Consider the following 21,111-nt stretch of genomic DNA (forward strand, 5'->3'; position numbering starts at 1 on the left):
ATGATAGAAAGCTAGAAGCATTTTATCATCAACATATCAATTTGCCTTACTAAAAGAGGCTAGGACATAAGTAAACTAAAATTTTCACATCTTAAAAGCGAAAGAAATCATCATTTTAAAAATTGATTTCTTACGCTTTTTAAGTTTTGGCTAGTTTTGTTCCACCATCTTTAAGAGATAGTGTTACTCGTTCTACATAGTGTTAGATAACTTTATAATTTCAGGCCCTGATTTGCAGTAGGGACCGTTTAGGAAAAAATAAAAACATTGGCTTGCGTTTGTTGTTTTCTGATTATTCAGAAATAATAATGACAATCTGACTATGTCATGATATTGTAGTTGAGAAAACGTTTTCGTAAAACGTTTTCTTAAAATGTGATTTTATAGTAATAGTAGGTGAAGAATGTGAGACGATGGACCATTAAAGACATTGCGAAACAAGCGGGTGTTTCCATTACCACTGTTTCTCGAGTGTTGAATGAAAAAGAAGAGGGAATGTCTCCAAAGACACGTGAAAAGGTACTTAAAGTTATGGAGGAGGTAGATTTTCAGCCTAACCAATTTGCTCGTGGTCTTGTTACGAAGCGATCGAAAATATTTGGGTTAATTATTCCGAATATTTCTAATCCTTATTTTCCGGAATTATGTCGGGGGGTGGAAGATGAAGCGAATGAAAGAGAATATAGTTTAATCATTTGTAATTCTGATGATCAATCAGATAAAGAGAAACGATATTTGCGACTATTAGAAGAACAACAGGTAGATGGAATCATTTTTTCTGCAAAAGATTCTTTGGAGTCTTCGGATGAAGAGCAATTATCGCGTGCAAAAATTCCTTTCGTTCTCGTTGATAGGGGAAAAAATGAAAAAAATCATTCCAGTGTTTTTTTAGATAATGATAAAGGTGGATATTTAGCAGGAAAACATTTAACAGAACTGGGACATAGAAAGATAGCGTGCATTATTGGACCAAAGTCTATTTCTTTGACTATTGACCGTTTAGAGGGTTTCAAAAGAGCCTTGGCTGAATCAGGTGTTGAACTTTTGCCATCGCATATTATTGAAGGGGATTTTCAGATGGAGATGGCGTACCAAAAGTCCAAAGACCTCATTTTGAAAAAAGAAGTAACGGCTATATTCGCCTTTAATGATGTGATGGCATTCGGTGTATACCGTATGGCTCACGAGCTTGGTATTCATATACCAAGGGATTTATCCATCGTAGGCTTTGACGACATTCCGTTAGTATCTGCATTAATACCAATGCTTACTACCATTCGTCAAGATACTTATCTGATGGGACGGGAAGCTGTGAAGCTTTTAATACAAAAACTTGAGAATAATGAAACGCAATCTATAATGTTTAATCCGACTCTAGTAGTACGAGAAAGTAGTACATCACCTAATTTAATACTGTAATTTATCATCATAAAACAGTAAAAATTATAGATTAACTCTAGGAGTGAACTTGATGGAAAAAATACCAGTAATTATTGATTGTGACCCGGGAATTGACGATGTAATGGCGCTATTATTAGCTTTTTCTCGAGATGATCTGGACATAAAATTAATTACAACGGAACCAGGAAATCAAACTCAAGATAAAACGATCTACAATGCTAGAGCTTTTACAAGTTACATGAAACAAAATATTGAAATAGCAAGAGGGTTAAAGGATCCTTTATTCCGCGAACTTGAGGTTGCTGATGATGTTCACGGGGAAAGTGGGTTAGGAGAAGTTATTTTACCGGAGCCAGATTTAATAGAAAGTGATAGAACAGCCATAAATGCTTTAATGGCTGTCTTAACTGAAAGTGAGGACCCAATCGTATTAATCGCAACTGGACCACTTACAAATATCGGAGCTTTACTGCTTGCTCATCCGGAAGTAAAAGAAAAAATCAGCTATATTTCGTATATGGGTGGTGCAGCTGTATCTGGCAATATGAGCCCTTTTGCAGAATTCAATGTATATGTTGATCCGCATGCAGCCGATATCGTTTTTCGTTCTGGAATTCCTATTGTCATGAGTGGACTTGATGTTACACATAAAGCGTATATCAATATGGAAGAATTGAATCAAATTGAAAGTATGGGTACAGATTTATCTCAAAAGATAGGGGCAATGCTTCGCTTCTATATTCAAAATGCAAAAAATAATGATTTTCAAGAAACAGATTTTGAAAGTAGTTTTCGTTTGCATGATCTTTGTGCTGTGTCCTATGTTGTCACTCCGGAACTTTTTGAAGGGACAGATTGCTTTGTAGCGGTTGAAACAGAAGGGCGTCTTACTGCTGGTGCGACGGTTGTAGATTACATGCACCGTTCTAAGAAGCCTCGTAATGTAAAAGTATTGCATTCGGTAAATCGTGAAGCTTTTGTCAATCAATTTATAGAAGCGGTTGCAAAAATGGGCCGTCAAATCAATCAATAATAAAAAAGGTGGGAAACCATGATGAAACGTAGTTTTAAAGATGATTTTAATATGATGTCTATGCTTCTAATTCCAATTGGTGTAGCAGTTAATATTGTCGGTTTTCAAATTGCTAACGTTTTAAGGCTCCCTATTTTTCTTGATGCGATTGGAACCATTTTAATCGGAGTCGTTGCTGGTCCATGGGTTGCATTACTTGCTGGATTAATTACAAACCTTATAAATGGTATTTTCAATCCTACGTATTTTCCATATGCCATTACATCGGTGGCGATTGGGTTAGGAGTAGGTTACTTATCTAAAGGAGGAATGTTTAAAAATATTCCTAAAACGATTATTTCCGGAATCGTGATTACATTTATTGCTGTTATAGTATCTGCACCGATTACAGTGTTAGTTTTTGGGGGAGCAACAGGAAGTACAGGATCTCTTCTTACAGCTACATTCCTTGCTTCAGGACAAAAAATTTGGAGTGCCGTGTTCGCTTCATCCTTTATTTTTGAAATTGCTGACAAAGTAGTATCGGCTCTAATCGTTTACTTTATTGTAAGAAAAATGTCTGATCGCTATTTATCAAAAATGAATTACGGGACTCTATACATGAAACGTGAAGACCGATAGTAGTTTCATGAATTCTTTCCGTTCTGCCTGAGCGGAAAGATCTACTTTTTCTGAGGAGGGTTTACGTGCAGAAAAATTTCATTCAGCAACTGCATCCATTGACTAAATTTTTCTTTGCATTACTTGTATCAGCTGTCGTACTTATAATTCCAGGGTTTAAATTTTCATTTCTAGTTTTTCCAATTTTACTTCTTATCGCTGCCGCTGCAAGCGTTTTGAAAGAATTTTTCGGAACGGTTGTGAAAACTTTGTTATTTTTACTAATTATCATTTTCCTCATGCAACTCTTTTTCTATCCAGGTGATCATCTGATAGGACAATGGGGAATATTCAAATGGACTGAGGAAGGCTTGAATTATGGATTAACGCTTACTTCTCGTATTCTTGCGATAGGTTCTGCCTTCATATTATTTTTCCGTTTGACAGAGGTTCGTGATTTTGTAAAATCGCTAGAGGATGCTGGCCTACCTCCAATGGGAGCGTATGTTGTTTTATCCACATTGCAAATTATTCCTGAAATGCGACGCCATGCTAACACAATTATGGATGCGCAAAAGACACGTGGAGTAGAAACCGAAGGGTCAATGTTCACAAGAGCTAAAGCATTTATCCCAACCTTAACTCCTCTCATATTATCATCTATATCAAGTACTGAGGAACGAGCAATTACTTTAGAATCGAGAGCATTTTCTGCTCCAACAAAGAAGACTAGTTTGCATAAGTTAACAAAAAGTACAGCTGATCGAATTTTACCATTCGTCTATATTCTCATTTTAGTAGGATTGGTGTTATGGAGGATACTTACATGAATAAGATCATTGAAATGAAAAATGTCTCCTATCGATATCCAGTTAGTGATGATTGGAATATAAAAAATGTGTCTTTTACAATTGAAAAGGGGAAATTTACAGCCATTATTGGCAACAATGGATCGGGGAAAACGACTCTTTGTAATATCATACGTGGATTCATTCCCCACTTTTATAAAGGCAATCTTGAAGGGGACGTTATCGTCGATAATAAAAGAATAGTAGAATACCAATTAGGTCAATTAGGAGAAAAAATTGGATATGTCTTTCAAAATCCTTTTATCCAAGTATCAGGAGTCAAAGATACTGTCTTTGACGAAGTAGCGTATGGGCTTGAAAATTTAGGTGTAGAAGTAAATGACATAATAGAGAGAGTAAATGAAATATTTAAGCTTATTAAAATCGAGCATTTACGAGAAAAACACCCAATGGAGCTGTCAGGGGGACAACGCCAACGTGTTGCACTTGCTTCAATCATCGTAATGAATCCTGATATCCTTGTCATTGACGAACCAACATCTCAGCTAGACCCAATTGGAACGGAGCATGTATTTAATATCATTCGTCTTATGAAAGATAAGGGGAAAACAATTATCCTAGTAGAACATAAAATGGACTTAATTGCTGAATATGCCGACAATTTAATAGTCCTCCACGAGGGAGAAATTGTTTTACAAGGTCCGACTCGAGATGTTTTTGCCGATTCACGCTTTGGAAAATATAACATTCAATATCCTCATGTAACCGAGGTCGCTCTTAATTTACAGAAAAACGGTGTTACATTAAAATATGTCCCGATTCGTAACGAGGAATTACCTGAAAGCATAAGTTGGGCAAGCATAGGGGAGTGTGCTTATGACTGAACTTCAATTGAAAAATGTCAGTTTCGCTTATCCCGATGGAACAAAAGCATTAGAAAATTTGACACTTACTGTTCCTGCTGGCCAACGCTTAGCCATTATTGGACAAAATGGGGCCGGAAAGACAACGGCAGTAAAATTAATGAACGGTCTTTTAAAACCAACTGAAGGCGAGGTAACTGTTGGAGATTGGCATACAAAAGATTATACGACAGCACAAGTTTCTCGAAAGGTTGGCTATGTATTTCAAAACCCGGACGATCAAATTTTCCATAATAATGTGGCATTAGAAGTCCAGTTTGGTCCTAAAAATATGGGCTTTGATCCAGAACGTGTATCGCTTCTAACAGATTGGGCGATGAAATTATGTGGAATTTATCATGTTTCTCACGAAAATCCTTATAATCTTCCCTATTCGGCCCGTAAATTTGTTACCATTGCGTCCGTTTTGGCAATGGATTCCGATGTGATTATTTTAGATGAGCCGACAGCTGGGCAGGATCGGGTCGGTTTAGATTTATTAAGTAAGCTTTTAGATGAATTAGAGGGAAAGGGAAAAACTGTTATTACGATTACGCACGATATGGAATTTGTCACGAATTATTTCTCTCGTATTGTTGTAATGGCAAATCGAAAGATTATTGCAGATGATGAATCAGAACACATTTTCTATAATCCTACGATATTAGAAAAAAGTATGCTGAAACCGCCTGCAGTTGCTAAAATTGCCAACTTATTGGGCTTGGAGAAAGGTATTTTGACAAAAGACCAATTATTATCCGTATTAAAGGAAGAGTTTTAATGAGAGGGCGATAACGGGTATGGATATTTCATTAGTTGGGAGCATTAACATAGATCTTGTTTATCGTGTTCCTTATATCGTTAATAATGGTGAAACGCTTCAAAGTACGTCTCATAGTGTTCATTTCGGTGGAAAGGGTGCGAACCAAGCTGTAACGGCAAGCCAGCTAGGAGCAAACGTTCATTTCATTGGAAAAGTAGGCAAAGGTGATTTCGGGGAACAGGCTATAGACAATTTAAGAAATAAAGGCGTTTATGTTGATTCCGTTCAAAAGGAAGGAGCAACTGGGCAGGCGATTATTCAAGTGACAGATGCCGGTGATAATGCGATTGTTTTATTTTCCGGTGCAAACTTTTTAGTTACGCCTAAACAAATTGAACAAGAAACACATATCATTTCTTCAAGTAAGGTCCTCCTTCTTCAGCTTGAAATACCGCTTGATACAGTTGAAAGGGCCGTGGAAATCGCATCTCAACATAGAAAAATCGTTATCCTAAATCCAGCACCAACACATCAATTACCAGATTCATTATTGGAGAAAATTACAATTTTAACGCCGAATGAAACAGAACTTGCTCAATTAACAGGTAATGAAACGACAACGGAAGAAAATATTCGGTCCGCATGTCGTTTATTACTAGAAAAAGGGGTTGGAACAGTGGTCGTTACACTTGGATCAAAAGGCTCTTTTTATATGAATCAAGAAGACAGTGGCTGGGTTCCAGCGTTGAGCGTTGACACAATAGATACAACTGGTGCCGGAGATGCATTTAATGGCGCTTTGGCAGTAGGACTATGCCGGGGAGATTCACTTCGAAGTTCGATCGATTTTGCCACGAAAGTTGCCGCTTATGTCGTTACACAAATGGGGGCACAACCATCAATCCCGGATTCACTCTTGAAATAAATGATAGGCGTAGCTCTTCGTAATTATTACGAAGCAGCTACGTTTTTTATAAGCAAGTCATTAGTTGGTATTCGAAATCCTCTTTAGAATAAAAAACAATTTCTCCAAAAAAGAAGGAATAATACTTAGTGTATCGAAATATTGTACTAGGTAACCAAATTTTCACACAAAGGGGATAGGGAAGTTTATGACATTGAAACAAGGGATAAAACCAGAAGATTTATATGAATTAAAATCAGTGGCAGATCCACAAGTATCACCTGATGGAACAGAAGTGGTGTATGTTCAGACTCATATTGATGAGAAGAAAAAGGACTATGTGTCTAATTTATTTTACATAAACTTGGATGATAAAAAAATTCAACAATGGACATTCGGAGAAGATAAAACGCACTCACCTGTTTGGTCTCCGGATGGCAGTAAAATCGCGTTTGTGTCATCGAGAAATGGCAAACCACAAATTTTTGTTCTTTCAAAAATAGGCGGGGAAGCGAAACAAGTTACGAATTGTAAAAACGGTGCGACATCGCCCACTTGGTCTCCTTGTGGAGAGAAAATTGCCTTCTCTGTACAGCTTGGTAAAGATGAAAACATTAATGATAAAGTTGATAACAATCAAAAGGAAGACAAAGAGTTAAAACCACTTGTAATAGATAAGATGAAACATAAATCAGATGGAGCTGGATTTATGGATATGGAACAATTTTATCAAATTGCAATCGTTCATCTTGCATCAGGAGAATTAGAGCTACTGACGGAAGGGAAACATAATTTACAGCTTGGTACATGGTCTCCGAATGGGAAATATCTTTCGTACATTGCGGATTTAACAGAGGATCTAGACTTTTCATTCATAAGTGATATTTACTTATTAGATTTAGAAACGAAACATGGTCGCAAGCTAACAGATGGGTCAGGGGTGTTCTATCAAACTTCATGGTCTCGAAACAGCCGCTTCATAGCTTATGTTGGAAGTGAAAGAGAATTTAAAAATGCCACACAACCAAAGCTTTGGATTTATGATTTGGACAATGATACTCAGACATGTGTAACGAGTGAATTTGACGCGCCTGTCGGTGATTTTGCTATCGGTGATTTCCTTCAAGGTGTTGTTCCTCCGCGCGTCCAATGGTTAGAGGATAATAAAAGCTTTTACTTCCAATTGACAAATCGGGGTAATACATCGATTTATTTTGGCAATCTATCGGGAGAAATATATCCAGCTATTTATGATGATCAATATGTATATGGTTTTTCACTTGATTCTAAAAATGATAGAGCGGTAGTCGCAATCAGCACGACTACAAATCCTGGGGATCTATTTTACGTAAATTTAAATACTGGCGAAAAGGTACAGCTTACTACAGTTAATGAAGGATTTTTAAAGACGCGAGCATTATCTGTTCCAGAAGCAATTGAATATGAAGGGGCGGATGGCTGGAAAGTAAACGGCTGGATGATGAAGCCAATCGGATATGAAGAAGGGGAGAAATATCCACTAATTCTTGAAATCCATGGTGGCCCGCACGCAATGTATGCTAACAACTATTTTAACGAATTCCAAATCCTTGCTGCACAAGGCTTTGCGGTTCTATATACGAATCCTCGAGGAAGCCATGGGTATGGTCAAAAATTTGTGGATGCAGTTCGTGGAGATTACGGCGGCAATGATTATAATGATTTAATGGCTGCTGTTGATTATGCATTGGAGCAATATGATTTCATTGACCAAAACCGTCTCGGCGTTACAGGTGGAAGCTATGGGGGCTTCATGACAAACTGGATTGTCGGTCATACAAATCGCTTTAAAGCAGCTGTTACGCAACGTTGCATTTCTAACTGGATTAGCTTTTACGGCGTAAGTGATATCGGCTATTATTTCAATGACTGGCAAATCCAAGCGGGACTTGAAAATATAGAAAAGCTATGGAATCATTCGCCTCTTAAATATGTAGACGATGTGGAGACGCCACTGTTAATTTTACACAGCGAAAAAGACTATCGCTGTCCGATTGAACAAGCAGAGCAATTATTTATCGCTTTAAAACATCGTAAAAAAGAAACGAAATTTGTGCGCTTCCCTGAAGCCAATCATGAACTTTCAAGGAGCGGAAAACCGACGTTACGAATTAATCGACTAGAATATATTAGAGATTGGTTTGTAGACTATTTATAAGAGAAATATTGGTGGCTTAAGAAGTGGAAATACTTCTTAAGCCACCTTTTTATTAAAGGCTGTTTTTTTGTAGAATGCTACATAAAATCTTGAAGTCAGCAAAAATAGAGTTAATTTCTACGCACTGTATATTAAACGCTTCTTTTTTATTTTCCGCAAACCGAACCTTTAACTAAAGCCACCTCTAACTACGCTCACCCTTTTTTCCTAAAACAACTGATAATCCAATAAAAATATACGGATACGATAGGAGTGTCAATTCAAGAAAGCCTATCCCGAATAATGAAGAATGTTCATCTGAATAATTACCGGCATCAAACATATATTTACCAATTAACAAATAACTTGATATAGACAGAATAACTAGTAGTAGTCCAATCACATTAAATTTAAATTTGAAGATTGTATAAATAGTTACCGGAATATAAATCAAGCCAAGCAAAATTAAAAAGAAGAAAATATACAAAGGTTCATTAACACCCACTAAATCCCTCCTAAAATTAAATAATTACTTTCCTGCTCCTTCACTTTATAACGTTCTAAACGAACGTAAGTTCCAATTATAAACAAATCCACCATGCATTTCCGCTTATTGAATTACCAAACTCGATTGTTAAATTGCAACATTCTTAATAGAAAAATTGTTTAATTCTTGTTCAGCCAACACATTCGTTGACCTTTCAGGTAAATAACTCTACAATGAAATTGACCTATTAGGTTAATCGTGTTTCCTTTAAAGGAGTGGCAAATGTTGGCGAAATTTTTGGATTTAGACTCTCAAAGAAGGACCGCAATTCTAAATGCAGCATTAAAAGAATTTTCATTACAGGGGTATGACAACGCTTCAACAAATGTAATAGCAAAAGAAGCTGGAATTTCTAAAGCCCTTATGTTCCACTATGTAAGTAGCAAGCAGGAGCTTTTTCTTGTTGTGTATGATTACTTCTATGACCTCATTAAAAAGGAATATTTTGAGTTAATGGATTATGATGAAAAAGATATTTTTGACAGATTACATCAATCCTATCTTTTGCAAATAAAATTATCGGAAAAGCACCCTTGGATTTTAGAGTTTAATAAACTTTCACGAACTACTAATTCTAACGAGATTAATGAAGAACTCGAAAATAGAGAACACAAAGAGCATTCAAGCTGTTATCCTAAATTATTTGATGAAATAGATGAAGGTAAGTTTAGAGAGGGGCTGGATATAGAAAAGTGCAAGCAGTTTATTTTTTGGTCTAATAGTGGATTTACTAATGAAATATTAGATAATATTAGAAATTCAGAATCTCCGACTTTGAACTATGAACTTGTTGTTGAAAAACTTGATGGATATTTTGATGAACTTAGAAAAGTATTCTACACGTCAAGCAATGAATAAGAGGTTGGGAAATGCGACTTCATGTATCAGTATCATACTGGGGCTTCCCCTTGTAGCACTAGTCATTTTCAATAATGCAGGTAAAGAATCGACGGAGGAGGGATATGAGATGATTGATGGGCGGGAGCCAATAATTGTAGAGTTTCCTTTGAGAGGAGAATGGCACTCTCCAAACACTCCAGGTACAAAAATTCCGAGTCACGGCACAAGCAAATTAGGATCAAGATATGCTTATGACTTTATACAAGTGGATTGGGAAAGAAAGGGCTGGCCCGCCTATCGCGTTAGTTTGGCGCAATATTTACTTTTTGGAGTGCCTTTAGATGAATATTATTGTTGGGGGCAAGAAATATATGCTCCTTGCGATGGGGTCATTGTCCAAGCCGAAGATGGCTATGAAGAACGAACTCGAACAAAATTGCTTTCAGATATGTCTAACGCTTATAAAAATGCTCGTTATTTCGACCCGAAGAAAGATGACATACAATCAGTTGCGGGCAACTACATCATTATAGAATGTGGCGACAATGTATTTGCTGCATTAGTTCATCTTCAAACAGGGTCAATTCAGGTTTTAGTTGGTCAGCGTGTAAAAAAAGGTGAAGTTATTGGTAAAGTTGGTCATTCAGGAAACTCCTTTGCTCCGCATTTGCATTTTCAACTTATGGATAGTAGTGACATAGCTACTGCAAAAGGATTGCCTTTTGCCTTTGAACAATACGAAATATTTAAAAATGGCATATGGGAAAAAGTAAGTAATGGGATTCCGACAAATAAGGATAGAATAAGATTTCTAAAATCTGAAGAATGGGAGTAAATTAAAACTGCATAAAGGGTACCGTCATGAAAATGAGCTAATGTTGTAAACCGCATTTTCCTATCGGTACCACTATAATAAAGTTCTCCCACAATGAAAGTATTTTTCTAGCCCACTATTGAGCTATCCTACACTGTTTGTTCCATAAAAAAATTATCATCAATGACAGCCTGGATCAACGAAACTTTGCGTTATTCATCTTAATTGAACCGCCGTATACGGATCCGTACGTACGGTGGTGTGAGAGGTCGGGAGTTAATCACTCCCTCCTACTCGATTATTTTAGGCAAGATTATACTTAAAAAGTAATTCTGTAATCAAAGGCGCGGACTCTATAAAAAAATTAGGTTCAAAGAAAACACGTTTTTGATGCCGAATTAAATAGAATAGGAGATTGATACACTTTGGTAAAATTAAAAGACCTTAATATTGATTTTGACTGTACTCAAGTGACACCTTTTTTCGACGTACAATGAATTAAACCAATTACTAACAATCGCATAAAATCATCTGCAATCATACCAACTTTTTATCTGGTAAGAAACTTTGCAACAGAACCTTTTTTGTTTAAGGTGACGTCGGATTCGTTTGTCCAATTTAGGACCGTACTGATGAACCCAACGCATAATCGTTGTATGAGAAATGGATAAGTCCCGTTCCTCCATCATTTCACTTGAATATGTTTTGCTTTTCCATACTGATCACGTCCTTTTTTAGAGTACTAGTATCAGTATGTCCAAGTTTCAGAGATAGTTACATAAATCTTTTAGTTTTTGCACCGGAATCTTAAAACGTTTATATTTTAGAACAAATTGGATGTTCAACTAACTTTTTTTGGTAATTGAAAAGCTGCCATCAAACTAAATAAGATTAATACTATTTGGAGTCCAATGGATGTAGTTATACCTATATAGGATTCCCATCCAACAGCTTTACTTATAGCAATAAGTGCTCCGCCTATACCAATCCCCACGGCTGGAGTGAAAGTATCAGCAATCTGTAGATCGGCCGATATTTTTCCTTCAGCCCCACTACTTGCAAATTCAAATGCTATTGCACTACTAGTAGGATTAGCTAAACCAATACCAAACCCCATCACGATTTGACTTGTAACAGCAATAATAATGCTAGTAGTTGTACTAGACATCCATACTATAGGCATAACTGCACTAATGCCTAATACCATTAATCCAACACCAACTATTACACGTTTTCTTCGCCCTTGACCGTGGTCTTTTTTATCAAATTTAGCTTGAAGCCATGCAGCAAGTGACCAACTAACCGAAGCAGATGCTACCACAAGTCCAGCTATGTCAACTGCAAATCCTTTTACGGATGTAAGCATCAGAACTATATATGTTTGTGTTCCCCAGTAGCAAGCCATAAATAAACCACGAGATGCAATGATTGCAGGTAAACCAGATTGCGCTATAAAAGTACCAGGGGGTAAAAGTGAACGTAATGGGAAAAATAATATAACAGACCCTATAATTGAAAGGACAACACCACTCATTTTGGGTAACCACCCTAGGCCTGTAATTAACATGCCTGTACTTATAGTCAATACAATGGGTGATAAAAATTGACTTTTACGCTCAGTATTTCTTTTGGAGATAATTTTTTTAAACGTAGGTATTGTCAAAATAGCAGAGACTAATAAGATTGGTATAATGCCCCAAAATACAAACCGCCATGAAAGATGCTCTGCAATGACTCCGGCGATATAAGGACCGATAAGTGCAGGTAAAACATATGCACTTGAAAAGGCAGCTAAAATTTGTGCTCGAAGTGAATCTGGATAACGAATTGTTATACTTGTATAAATACAGTTAATAAGTGCACCTGCTCCTAATCCCTGCAATGCTCGAGCAACTATCATAATAAACATATTAGATGCAACCGCTGCCCCAAAAAGGCCTAAACCAAATAAAAGTAACGCAATAATAAATGGGAGGGTAGGGCCATGCTGATCAACATATTGACCAGCTAAAATAGTTCCGATCAGTTGTGCTAGTAAATAAGCACTAAACACCCAACCATATAATTCCATCCCGTTTAATTCACTTGCTAAAAGTGGTGCAACAGTGGTAACCGCTAATCCCTCAAAAGCAACAGCTGAAATAGTAAGAATAATTCCTATTGTTAGAGTGAAATATTGGGGGCCAAAAATCCCCTTTCCTTGATTCATGCTATAGTAACCTCCTAAAATAGTACTCATAAAAGTTGTTTAATACATAATTGTCTAAACAACTTTATATGAAAGAAATAATGCATGAAAATTACATGCACTATAAGCGTTTACATATCTTTAATATTGTCGCAAATTTTATCTAATGTTTTTCTAAACTGCCTTTCTTCTTCTTCACTTAATCCCCTAAAAGCATACTTGTAGGCCTCAACAGAAGGAGGGAATAACTCATCTTTCAATTTTTTCCCGGTTTCAGTCAAGTAAACACGTAAAGAACGTCTATCTGTTTCGTGAGGAATTCGATATATATACCCTTTTTTTTCTAAGGCGAACAGCATCCGTGCAATATTAGGTTGATCTTTACCACTACGTTGCGATATTTCCTTTTGGGTAACTCCATCTTTTTCCCACAAAATAACTAAAATATCCCAACTTTCTATTGAAAGATTAAAGGGAGTAACAAATTTTTGATAGTACTTATTTAATTTTAAATCTGTCCGATGAATCATAACACTAAGAAATTCTTCTAACTTCATGTGTACCCTCCAAATTAGTTGCTTAAATAATAATTGTCAAAACAATTTTATATTTGTATATCTAAGATGTCAAATTTTGTATTGCCTCTGTCAAAAAAATATATATTAAAAAATCCATTAACCCTATAAATCTATAGATTCTATGGATTATTTTTACAGAAAAATATATTTATACCAAGGTAAAATATTGAAATTAATATATTTTTAGTATAACATATGCAACTGTAACATGTTTTAAGAGACTTTAATAATAAAAAAATTGATGCCCTTATTGGTATTATCTGAGTCAAAATTGAGGTAGAGATGGTAATTCAATCTAGAAAATAATCGAAAAATTTATAACTATTATTATTTTCTATAGCAGGAAGTTTTTATTTACTTTGAGACAAATCTTCCTCTTTCTTTTGGCAAGCTTAATTATCTATGCAACCCCCTTTTTTATATTCAGAAGGAAATATATTGATATTCAGGTAGTGCAAATGTTGGGTCGGATTTATAAGATTACGGAGGGGAAAAATGAAAAAAATAGTATGTTTGGACTTGGATGACACATTGATTCAAACTCAAGAAAGTTACGAAAAAGTTAATGAAAGACTAGTTTATTTACTACAGTCCAAGGCTTCGATATCAAAGGAAAAAATTTTGGAGATTCTTTACGAAATAGACATTGAACAAATTAAGACAATGGGCTTATCTAAAGATAGGTTTCCTAATAGTTGGGTAGAAACCTTCAAGTACTTTTTAGGCAATCAGATCTTCTCTGAAGAGGCTATTTATAAAGAGGCAGCAAATATTTTTATAGAAAAAATCGATTTACATTCTGATGCTAAACATTTTCTGGAGAAGATTTCGCAAATAAATCAATTTAATGTTTGGATTGTTACTCATGGGGATTATGAAGTACAGACCAAACGTATTCATGATATTAATTTACAATGGGTAGATGATGTGGTAATTAGTGAGCACAAGGATTTAGCTTTGTATCAACACTTAAAATCAAAAACCCAAGGAGAAATAATCATGATTGGTAATTCTATTCGTCATGATATTCTACCTGCAATAGAAGCTGGGCTCACTGGAATTCACATTAAAAGAGAAAAAGAATGGAAATATGATAGCATTCATTCTCATTATGAATTTCCAAGTTTTGAAACACTAGATTACGTCTGGTCACACTTATTTAAGGGGGAAGAAACATGCCAGTTATAAAAAATGAAGAATTGTCAAAGAGCAAAGTTATTCAAAAAAGGAAGTTCCCAAATAGAGAAAATTATGAGCAGTACTTTGGAGACAGTAATATTTGGTCTCAAGAGCAAATGGTAAAATTAGTTCACAAACATTGGCATGGGCGCGGACAAAATGGTTGCCTTTTCGCACAACATTTAGCAAAAGAATCAAATGATAAAACGGGTTGGCATTCAAGTGTGATTCTTGAAGGAGTGAATACTGTATCAAAGTTAGATGATACAATTGAGCGTGCGATCATGAATCCTGACATTGAGGTTTTAAGTCTCCTTTTCCCAAATATTGTTACAATCGAACAATTATCAACAATATTAAAAGAGTGGATAAGAGAGTCAAAATTAATTTTCTTAGAAAGTGCTACCAAGTATGAGAATCGAATTTGTTTATCCTTAAGAATCGACTTGGAAGACTCAGGTGTAATTTCATGGTTAATGATGTTTGCACCTTTTACATTTTTCCCTAACACACGACAGGCACCTATCATGGAATTAGCCATCAGAGTTAAGCCGAAATCTGAGGATGTCTATTCAAAATCAAACCAAGATAAAGAGAAAGCACATTTGGCTGATACGCCTTTCTATATTCCAAATAAGGTGGTTGATAGTACATGGGAAGCTACGTTTCGAAATACACAGTATATACTAGAAGGTAAGCCAGACTTCGTCTCGGCTGCTAAAACTACTATTAGCTTCGAAAAAGAAGTATGGGAACAATATTTTAATGATTTAGAAATTAATATACAGGAATCTATGATTAAAGAGGAGCAATATTCATGATACGTCCCAAAGCTCAAGTCTGTTGTGTAGCGTTTCGAGAAGATAAAATGGTTTTAATTCGTCGTGTGGTAGCTAAGGCTAATACATATATGCAACTTATACCTCCCGGAGGGCATATAGAAAACTGTGAAACCCTTGAAGAAGCTGCTTCTAGAGAATTATATGAAGAAACTGGAATCATAGCAGATCAAATAAATCTTGTTGGGGTTATCTCGTTCATTACCCGTCCTAAAAATGATCACGCAATTTGTTTTGTATATTTTAGTGATCGTAATAATGGAGAAATAGAAGCTAAAGAGAAAGATAAAGTAATTCCTGAATGGGTAGATGTTGAGGGATTTGAAGATAATACTGACATTCCTCAATATTACCGTGAATTTCTTGAAAAAGCTCTTGAAAGTAAGGGATTTATTAATTGTGTAGTTGAGTGGAACGATACGGGAAATGGTTTAATTACATTTATCTAACCTGATTTCCCAAGTTTACTTTTTTGAAAAAAAACCTTTTCTTCAAAAATATGCTTAAGTGAGTTAATTTCATAATTCTAATCCCTTTAATATCAAGGGTTCTAAAACAATAAAAACGGGCACCTCCCCAATTCGGTATAATGGTAGCGACGAAACTAAACCATACTGAATGAGGAGGATGCCCTATGACTATTGTAAAACAAATGAGCCTATTTGACATCCAAGAATAATTTTAAAAAACGTAAGTTTTATTAATTGGAGCAGTCTAAGTTATTGGAAAATATGATTTATGAAATTGATTCAAATATAAGGAGTATATAGAATTAGTTAACAGTCCTTAAAACAACTTGAACTCATTACTAAAATGCAAAGTGAGGATTGGTTGAAATAGAAAAGTCGGCTAATGAATAAGTGTCTAAATGTAATAACGGTGAAACCATCAAGACATCAACACCTGAATAAAAATCTAGATCATTTCACATGAACTGAACCCTGAATAGGGTCACTTTTTAAAGTGTCCACTATTTGGGGCTTAGTTTAGGATTGATTAAAATAGATTCTTTTTTAGCAGATTTAGGGTAGGTTTTTATAAAAAAAGTTTGATTATTTTAAATGTTGTTCCACATTTGCGCCCGATTTTGAAGACTTTGAATTTATAAAAGGGTCTACAGGAACTTTGTAATTAAGTTTCTACATCAATTTTGAAATAAACATTGTTGCAATTCCAAAGTAAATAAGTAATGATAGGATATCGTTTAGTGTTGTAATTAATGGGCCAGACGCCACTGCAGGATCGATTTTAAATTTATATAAGATTAAAGGAATAATGGTCCCAGCTAAAGTCCCAATAATTAAAGTAATAACTAATGAACTTCCAACCACTAAACCTAGAACCGGACTTCCTTGCCAAATATAGGCTATAATCGAAATTAAGATTCCACAAGTAATGCCTATAATCAGTCCAACTTTAAGTTCTCTAATAATAAGTTTAAAAACTACTCTTTTATTAGTATCTGTAGTAATTAGACCTCTTACAACAACAGCTAATGATTGAGTGCCTGTATTTCCAGTCATCCCAGCAATCATAGGCATAAAGAAGGCAAGAGCGACAACTTTAGATAATGTTTCCTCGAAACTACTAATAATGGTTCCTGAAACTAGTCCGATAAATAAAAGTAAGATAAGCCAGGGAAGTCGGCGATACGCAGCCACGTGTGCCTTCGTGTCAAAATCAATGGCTTTACCAGATGCCGAAAGTTTTTCAATATCTTCGTTTGCCTCCTTTATAACCACGTCGATAATATCGTCAACTGTTACAATTCCTACTAATTCATTATTTTTTTCTACAACTGGGATTGATAAAAAATCATAACGTTCTATTGCACGAGCTACTTCTTCCTGATCCGTTTCAGCAGAAACGGAAATTACTCTGCTATACATAATATCCTGAATCTTTTCAAATTCATTACTTATGATTAAATCCCGATAGGATACAACACCTACTAATTTTTTATCATTATCAATTACATATAAATAGTTGATTGTTTCTGAGAATTCTGCAAAAATTTTGAGTTTATCAACTGATTCTCGAATAGTAAAGTGTTGAGGAATCCACACAAAACGGTTTGTCATTATTCGTCCTGCAGTTTCAGGGGGATAGTTCATGATATTTTGAACAATTTTTGATTCTTCTTGTTTCATACCTGAAAGAAGTTCTTCAATTTTATCAGGAGATAGATTTTCTAACAATGAAGCTAAATCATCATTATCCATTAAATTCATTACCTGGCCTGATTTTTCAATCCCTAATTTATTAAGAACTTTTAATTGGAGTACCTTTTCAAGCTCTTGAATGAGTTCAGCGATTTGTACAGAAGTAAGAAACAATAAGAAACGTGTATGATGTTTTTCTGGTAACCCCTCAAAAATTCGTGCAATATCATAAGGTTGGAGTTCCTTTAATATTGCTTGAAATTCTTTCTGTTTCCCTTCTTTTAATGACTTGAAAATTTGAAGAGTTATTTGGTTTTCTGTCATGTTTTTAATCATTTTAACCACTCCTTAATTGAGAAACAAAAACAATATTCCTCCCAACGATAAAGCAATAGTTAAGAAAGATAATTTAAAATTCCTCATAGATATTCTTTGTATTTAGTTCATTTTTATAACATTTCGAGTATGGTTCTGAAAAGTCATCCATGTTCCTCACCTCACAGAAAAATAAAACACCTTCATAAACGAATGAAGGTGTTTACACGGTACTATAAACGTACATTAAATACACTACAAAAAAATTGTAGCAAATGTGCTCCTCCATTCGTAGAGCTTTAGCACTGTGTGGCATAGGACAAAGCCAGCTACATTAAAAACCACCTTATGTCGATGGTTTCTGTTGACCCATTGGCGTCTTTCGACATTTTTGGGCAGTAGCATATCTCCTACACAGGAGCCTCACCTAACGAGGATATTTTGTTCGAAATTTCACTCTATAAGAATTTCTCTGAAAAGTCAATGTTTTTATAAGTGATTTAATATTTTGATACAATTGTATCTCTGTCTTAAGTAACTATTGAATTTGATTCTTTTTTTATGATTTTGTCTCCTATTTAAGAATATATACCGTCTGCTAAACAAGAAAAACAGATGTTAGAATTGCTAAATTCCGTAACTCAGATTAAATGAAAAATAAATCAATAAGTTCTTTTGTTGGTATATATTACACAAAAAGAACTCTTAAATCACTTACTTATTGAAACTCTTTAGAGAGTTTCAAATGAATTAAAGTTAAAATTTCTTTTTGTACTTTATTCAGATCATGTGACAAAGGAATTGTATTAACGCAAATTAAAGGAGAGGATATATCCTTTAACCCTGAAATATTCGTGATAATTAAGTCATAACTTTTGGAAACCTCTCTGAAAGAACTTAGATTTAATTCCTCAATTATAAATGGCTTAATTAAATGTCCAAATTGATATAACATTATATTTTGTATGAACTCAGTGTGTTCTATGTCTGCATCACAAAATATTCCTACATGAAGTATCGGAACTTTACTTTTTAATGCACTCAATAAGTGTCCCCAATTTATAATCAATATGTATAACGTTTCCGTAAAAAAATTCGAAGTCCATTTAAATTCCTTATGAAATAGAAATTTCATTAGCTCCTCTTTTAAAAACAAAACAAAGTATGAAAATTCATGAGAAAAATGTTCTGAAAACAAACGTCTTTTATCATTTAAAATAAAACTTCGACCATAATTCATGGTTTGCAAATTGTATAATTCCAAAATTATTTTTTCTTTTTCTTTATTTTGAATGGATATATTTAATTTATTTGCGAGACTATGTAAAAAAGAGTCGATTTTAGGGACAATAATCCATGCTTTATTTATTTTTTGCTGAATCATTTTTTCTAATATTTCGTAGCTGAAGGCATATTGATTATTAAATAAAACAGAAAAGAGCTGTTGAGCAGTTTCTTTGTTAAATTCAAGATTAAAAATGTCTTTAAACCATTCGCAAAATAATGTGTTATTAAAAATGCTCAGATCAAAATGATCAAAATGATTTGGAAAATGTTCCGGAACAATTTTCTTGTGATGATTCTTCAATCGAATCATATTTACCATTGTCCAATTTTTAATTCTAATTAAGTCTGGGAAATTAGGTTGAATATGATTTGCTTGCATTACATAGAGGAATAATTTATCCAATACTTTGATTTGTGTGTCTTCAAATGGGGTATAAGTTACGCCATACTTCTCATAAAAAAAATGAACCATTATAGATCTAATATTTTGTTCGTTCCCAATTATTTTACAAGGATTTGTTACGATTTGTATCTCATACTTATTTAAAAAAGTATTAAATTTAGCAATAATCCGTCTCATAGTGGAAGTGCTTAGAAATAACTCATTTGCTATGGTTTCAATGTCGTATTTCTCTTCAAAAAATATGCGTTCGAGGAACAAAAATTCTGGACTTAAAGATAATACCTTTTGATAAATAAAGTCTGCAGAATAATGATTTGGATAGGTAAGCATAACACCATTTTGAGATGTTTTAATTTGAAAGGGTTTAAATTCCGTATTTATTAACTTAATATCATCACGTAGAACTCTTTCAGAGCAATTGAGTGTTTGAGCTATCACACTCAAAGTAATCCATCCATCCCTTTCATATAATTTCTCTAAAAGTTGTAGTTGTCTGAGTAAGTTTTTATTCAAAAGTAAGCGCATTATTTTATTCCTTCCTTAGTTAACAAATTTCATTTGATACATTTCAAATTATTCCGATTGTGAGGTATTTTTTGAAATGAAATATTGGTTTTGGTTTGATAACATTTTTTTATATTTAAATAGTTAAAGGAGGTGAATATCTTGATAAAAGATCTTTTAAGGTTACAGGATACATATACAAATGAACATAGTGAAAGGGTGGCTGTATATGCCACAATTTTAGCTAAAGAAACAAAACGATTTGATCAAGATGCCCTTAACAAACTTTATAATTCATGTTTACTACATGATATAGGTAAAATAGGGATTCCAAATGAAATATTAAATAAAACAACCTCTCCTCTCACTCAAAAAGAATATGATGTGATAAAGACGCACCCTCAAATAGGCGTAGATTTATTAAAAATGTTTCCTTCCATCAACGCCGACTTTTCTATTATTCGTTCACACCATGAAAAGTGGAATGGTAGTGGGTTTCCTGATGGTTTAAAAAGAAGCGAGATACCTTTAAGTGCAAGAATTGTCTCTATTGCAGATGCATTTGATTCAATGACTTCTACGAGGTCGTATCGGAAAGCAATGGATCCAAAAGAAGCATATAATCGAATTATTGAAGGGAAGGGAAATCAATTCGACCCCGAATTAGTAAATATCTTTCAAAAAATATATTCTTCTTGGGTTAAAATCATGAATTTTTATATATATTTAAATGTTATGAAACAAGCTAATCTATAAAATAGTATTCGAATTAATATCTGTTGAATCCTTAACATGCCAAACTAATATTTAGTAACAAAATCTACTTAATATGGATGTATATAATAATCCAAAGGCAGAATATACGAA

Annotated in this window: 19 protein-coding genes, 1 pseudogene and 1 riboswitch; of the genes and pseudogenes, 14 read left to right on the forward strand and 6 right to left on the reverse strand. The window is 34.5% G+C overall.

Annotation, left to right across the window (positions count from 1 at the left end; all coding sequences use genetic code 11):
* Positions 1-405 precede the first annotated feature (405 nt).
* From ABE34_RS17365 to ABE34_RS17400, 8 genes are all read left to right on the forward strand, one after another.
* Positions 406-1,419, forward strand: coding sequence for a substrate-binding domain-containing protein (locus ABE34_RS17365; RefSeq protein ID WP_197143710.1), 1,014 nt, complete (start codon positions 406-408; stop codon positions 1,417-1,419).
* 52 nt (positions 1,420-1,471) lie between these two features.
* Complete coding sequence (locus tag ABE34_RS17370) at positions 1,472-2,434, forward strand: nucleoside hydrolase (protein ID WP_197143711.1); 963 nt, start codon at positions 1,472-1,474, stop codon at positions 2,432-2,434.
* Positions 2,435-2,452: 18 nt separating this feature from the next.
* Entirely contained in the window at positions 2,453-3,055 is a 603-nt protein-coding gene (locus ABE34_RS17375; RefSeq protein WP_197143712.1) for an ECF transporter S component, read from the forward strand.
* Positions 3,056-3,120: 65 nt separating this feature from the next.
* Positions 3,121-3,864, forward strand: a complete 744-nt coding sequence (locus ABE34_RS17380) for a CbiQ family ECF transporter T component (RefSeq protein WP_197143713.1) — start codon at positions 3,121-3,123, stop codon at positions 3,862-3,864.
* On the forward strand, positions 3,861-4,727 hold the full coding sequence (locus tag ABE34_RS17385; protein WP_197143714.1) for an energy-coupling factor ABC transporter ATP-binding protein: 867 nt from the start codon (positions 3,861-3,863) through the stop codon (positions 4,725-4,727). Before ABE34_RS17380 ends, ABE34_RS17385 begins: the two co-directional genes overlap by 4 nt.
* Positions 4,720-5,526, forward strand: coding sequence for an energy-coupling factor ABC transporter ATP-binding protein (locus tag ABE34_RS17390; RefSeq protein ID WP_197143715.1), 807 nt, complete (start codon positions 4,720-4,722; stop codon positions 5,524-5,526). Before ABE34_RS17385 ends, ABE34_RS17390 begins: the two co-directional genes overlap by 8 nt.
* 19 nt (positions 5,527-5,545) lie before the next feature.
* Entirely contained in the window at positions 5,546-6,433 is an 888-nt protein-coding gene (gene rbsK / locus ABE34_RS17395; RefSeq protein ID WP_197143716.1) for a ribokinase, read from the forward strand.
* Positions 6,434-6,620: 187 nt separating this feature from the next.
* On the forward strand, positions 6,621-8,609 hold the full coding sequence (locus ABE34_RS17400; protein ID WP_197143717.1) for a S9 family peptidase: 1,989 nt from the start codon (positions 6,621-6,623) through the stop codon (positions 8,607-8,609).
* Between the two features lie 184 nt (positions 8,610-8,793).
* On the opposite strand, the gene ABE34_RS17405 is transcribed toward ABE34_RS17400, so the two are convergent.
* Positions 8,794-9,093: a hypothetical protein gene (locus ABE34_RS17405; RefSeq protein ID WP_197143718.1), complete on the reverse strand. Its 300-nt coding sequence runs from the start codon at positions 9,091-9,093 to the stop codon at positions 8,794-8,796.
* Between the two features lie 264 nt (positions 9,094-9,357).
* Here ABE34_RS17405 and ABE34_RS17410 point away from each other — a divergent pair, with 264 nt between their 5' ends.
* Together ABE34_RS17410 and ABE34_RS17415 are read left to right on the forward strand one after the other, a co-directional pair.
* Positions 9,358-9,993: a TetR/AcrR family transcriptional regulator gene (locus ABE34_RS17410; protein WP_197143719.1), complete on the forward strand. Its 636-nt coding sequence runs from the start codon at positions 9,358-9,360 to the stop codon at positions 9,991-9,993.
* Entirely contained in the window at positions 9,953-10,810 is an 858-nt protein-coding gene (locus ABE34_RS17415) for a M23 family metallopeptidase (protein WP_241747201.1), read from the forward strand. Before ABE34_RS17410 ends, ABE34_RS17415 begins: the two co-directional genes overlap by 41 nt.
* Before the next feature lie 563 nt (positions 10,811-11,373).
* Here the strand turns inward: ABE34_RS17415 and ABE34_RS17420 are convergent.
* The 3 genes and pseudogenes from ABE34_RS17420 to ABE34_RS17430 form a co-directional block, all read right to left on the reverse strand.
* Positions 11,374-11,481: pseudogene (locus tag ABE34_RS17420) on the reverse strand (IS6 family transposase); the annotation flags it as partial.
* 149 nt (positions 11,482-11,630) lie between these two features.
* A complete protein-coding gene (locus ABE34_RS17425; RefSeq protein WP_197143720.1) occupies positions 11,631-12,998 on the reverse strand; it encodes an MFS transporter in 1,368 nt (455 codons plus the stop codon).
* A 110-nt stretch (positions 12,999-13,108) separates the two neighbouring features.
* Positions 13,109-13,534, reverse strand: coding sequence for a MarR family winged helix-turn-helix transcriptional regulator (locus ABE34_RS17430; protein ID WP_197143721.1), 426 nt, complete (start codon positions 13,532-13,534; stop codon positions 13,109-13,111).
* Between the two features lie 516 nt (positions 13,535-14,050).
* Here ABE34_RS17430 and ABE34_RS17435 point away from each other — a divergent pair.
* The 3 genes from ABE34_RS17435 to ABE34_RS17445 are packed head-to-tail and all read left to right on the forward strand — an operon-like array spanning position 14,051 to position 16,022.
* A complete protein-coding gene (locus ABE34_RS17435; protein ID WP_197143722.1) occupies positions 14,051-14,743 on the forward strand; it encodes an HAD family hydrolase in 693 nt (230 codons plus the stop codon).
* Complete coding sequence (locus ABE34_RS17440; RefSeq protein WP_197143723.1) at positions 14,731-15,555, forward strand: hypothetical protein; 825 nt, start codon at positions 14,731-14,733, stop codon at positions 15,553-15,555. The genes ABE34_RS17435 and ABE34_RS17440 overlap by 13 nt, the downstream gene beginning before the upstream one ends.
* On the forward strand, positions 15,552-16,022 hold the full coding sequence (locus ABE34_RS17445) for an NUDIX hydrolase (RefSeq protein ID WP_197143724.1): 471 nt from the start codon (positions 15,552-15,554) through the stop codon (positions 16,020-16,022). Before ABE34_RS17440 ends, ABE34_RS17445 begins: the two co-directional genes overlap by 4 nt.
* 690 nt (positions 16,023-16,712) lie before the next feature.
* Here ABE34_RS17445 and mgtE read toward each other — a convergent pair.
* Both mgtE and ABE34_RS17455 read right to left on the reverse strand, forming a co-directional pair.
* Positions 16,713-18,071, reverse strand: coding sequence for a magnesium transporter (gene mgtE / locus ABE34_RS17450; RefSeq protein ID WP_197141267.1), 1,359 nt, complete (start codon positions 18,069-18,071; stop codon positions 16,713-16,715).
* 255 nt (positions 18,072-18,326) lie between these two features.
* A riboswitch (M-box (ykoK) riboswitch) is annotated at positions 18,327-18,492 on the reverse strand.
* Between the two features lie 276 nt (positions 18,493-18,768).
* Positions 18,769-20,265 (reverse strand): helix-turn-helix domain-containing protein, encoded by a 1,497-nt coding sequence (locus ABE34_RS17455; RefSeq protein WP_197141266.1) that lies wholly within the window; start codon positions 20,263-20,265, stop codon positions 18,769-18,771.
* Between the two features lie 141 nt (positions 20,266-20,406).
* Here ABE34_RS17455 and ABE34_RS17460 point away from each other — a divergent pair, with 141 nt between their 5' ends.
* Entirely contained in the window at positions 20,407-21,000 is a 594-nt protein-coding gene (locus ABE34_RS17460) for an HD-GYP domain-containing protein (protein WP_197141265.1), read from the forward strand.
* Positions 21,001-21,111: the final 111 nt, after the last annotated feature.

The sequence above is a fragment of the Lysinibacillus sphaericus genome, from assembly GCF_015844675.1.
GTDB lineage: Bacteria > Bacillota > Bacilli > Bacillales_A > Planococcaceae > Lysinibacillus > Lysinibacillus sphaericus_E.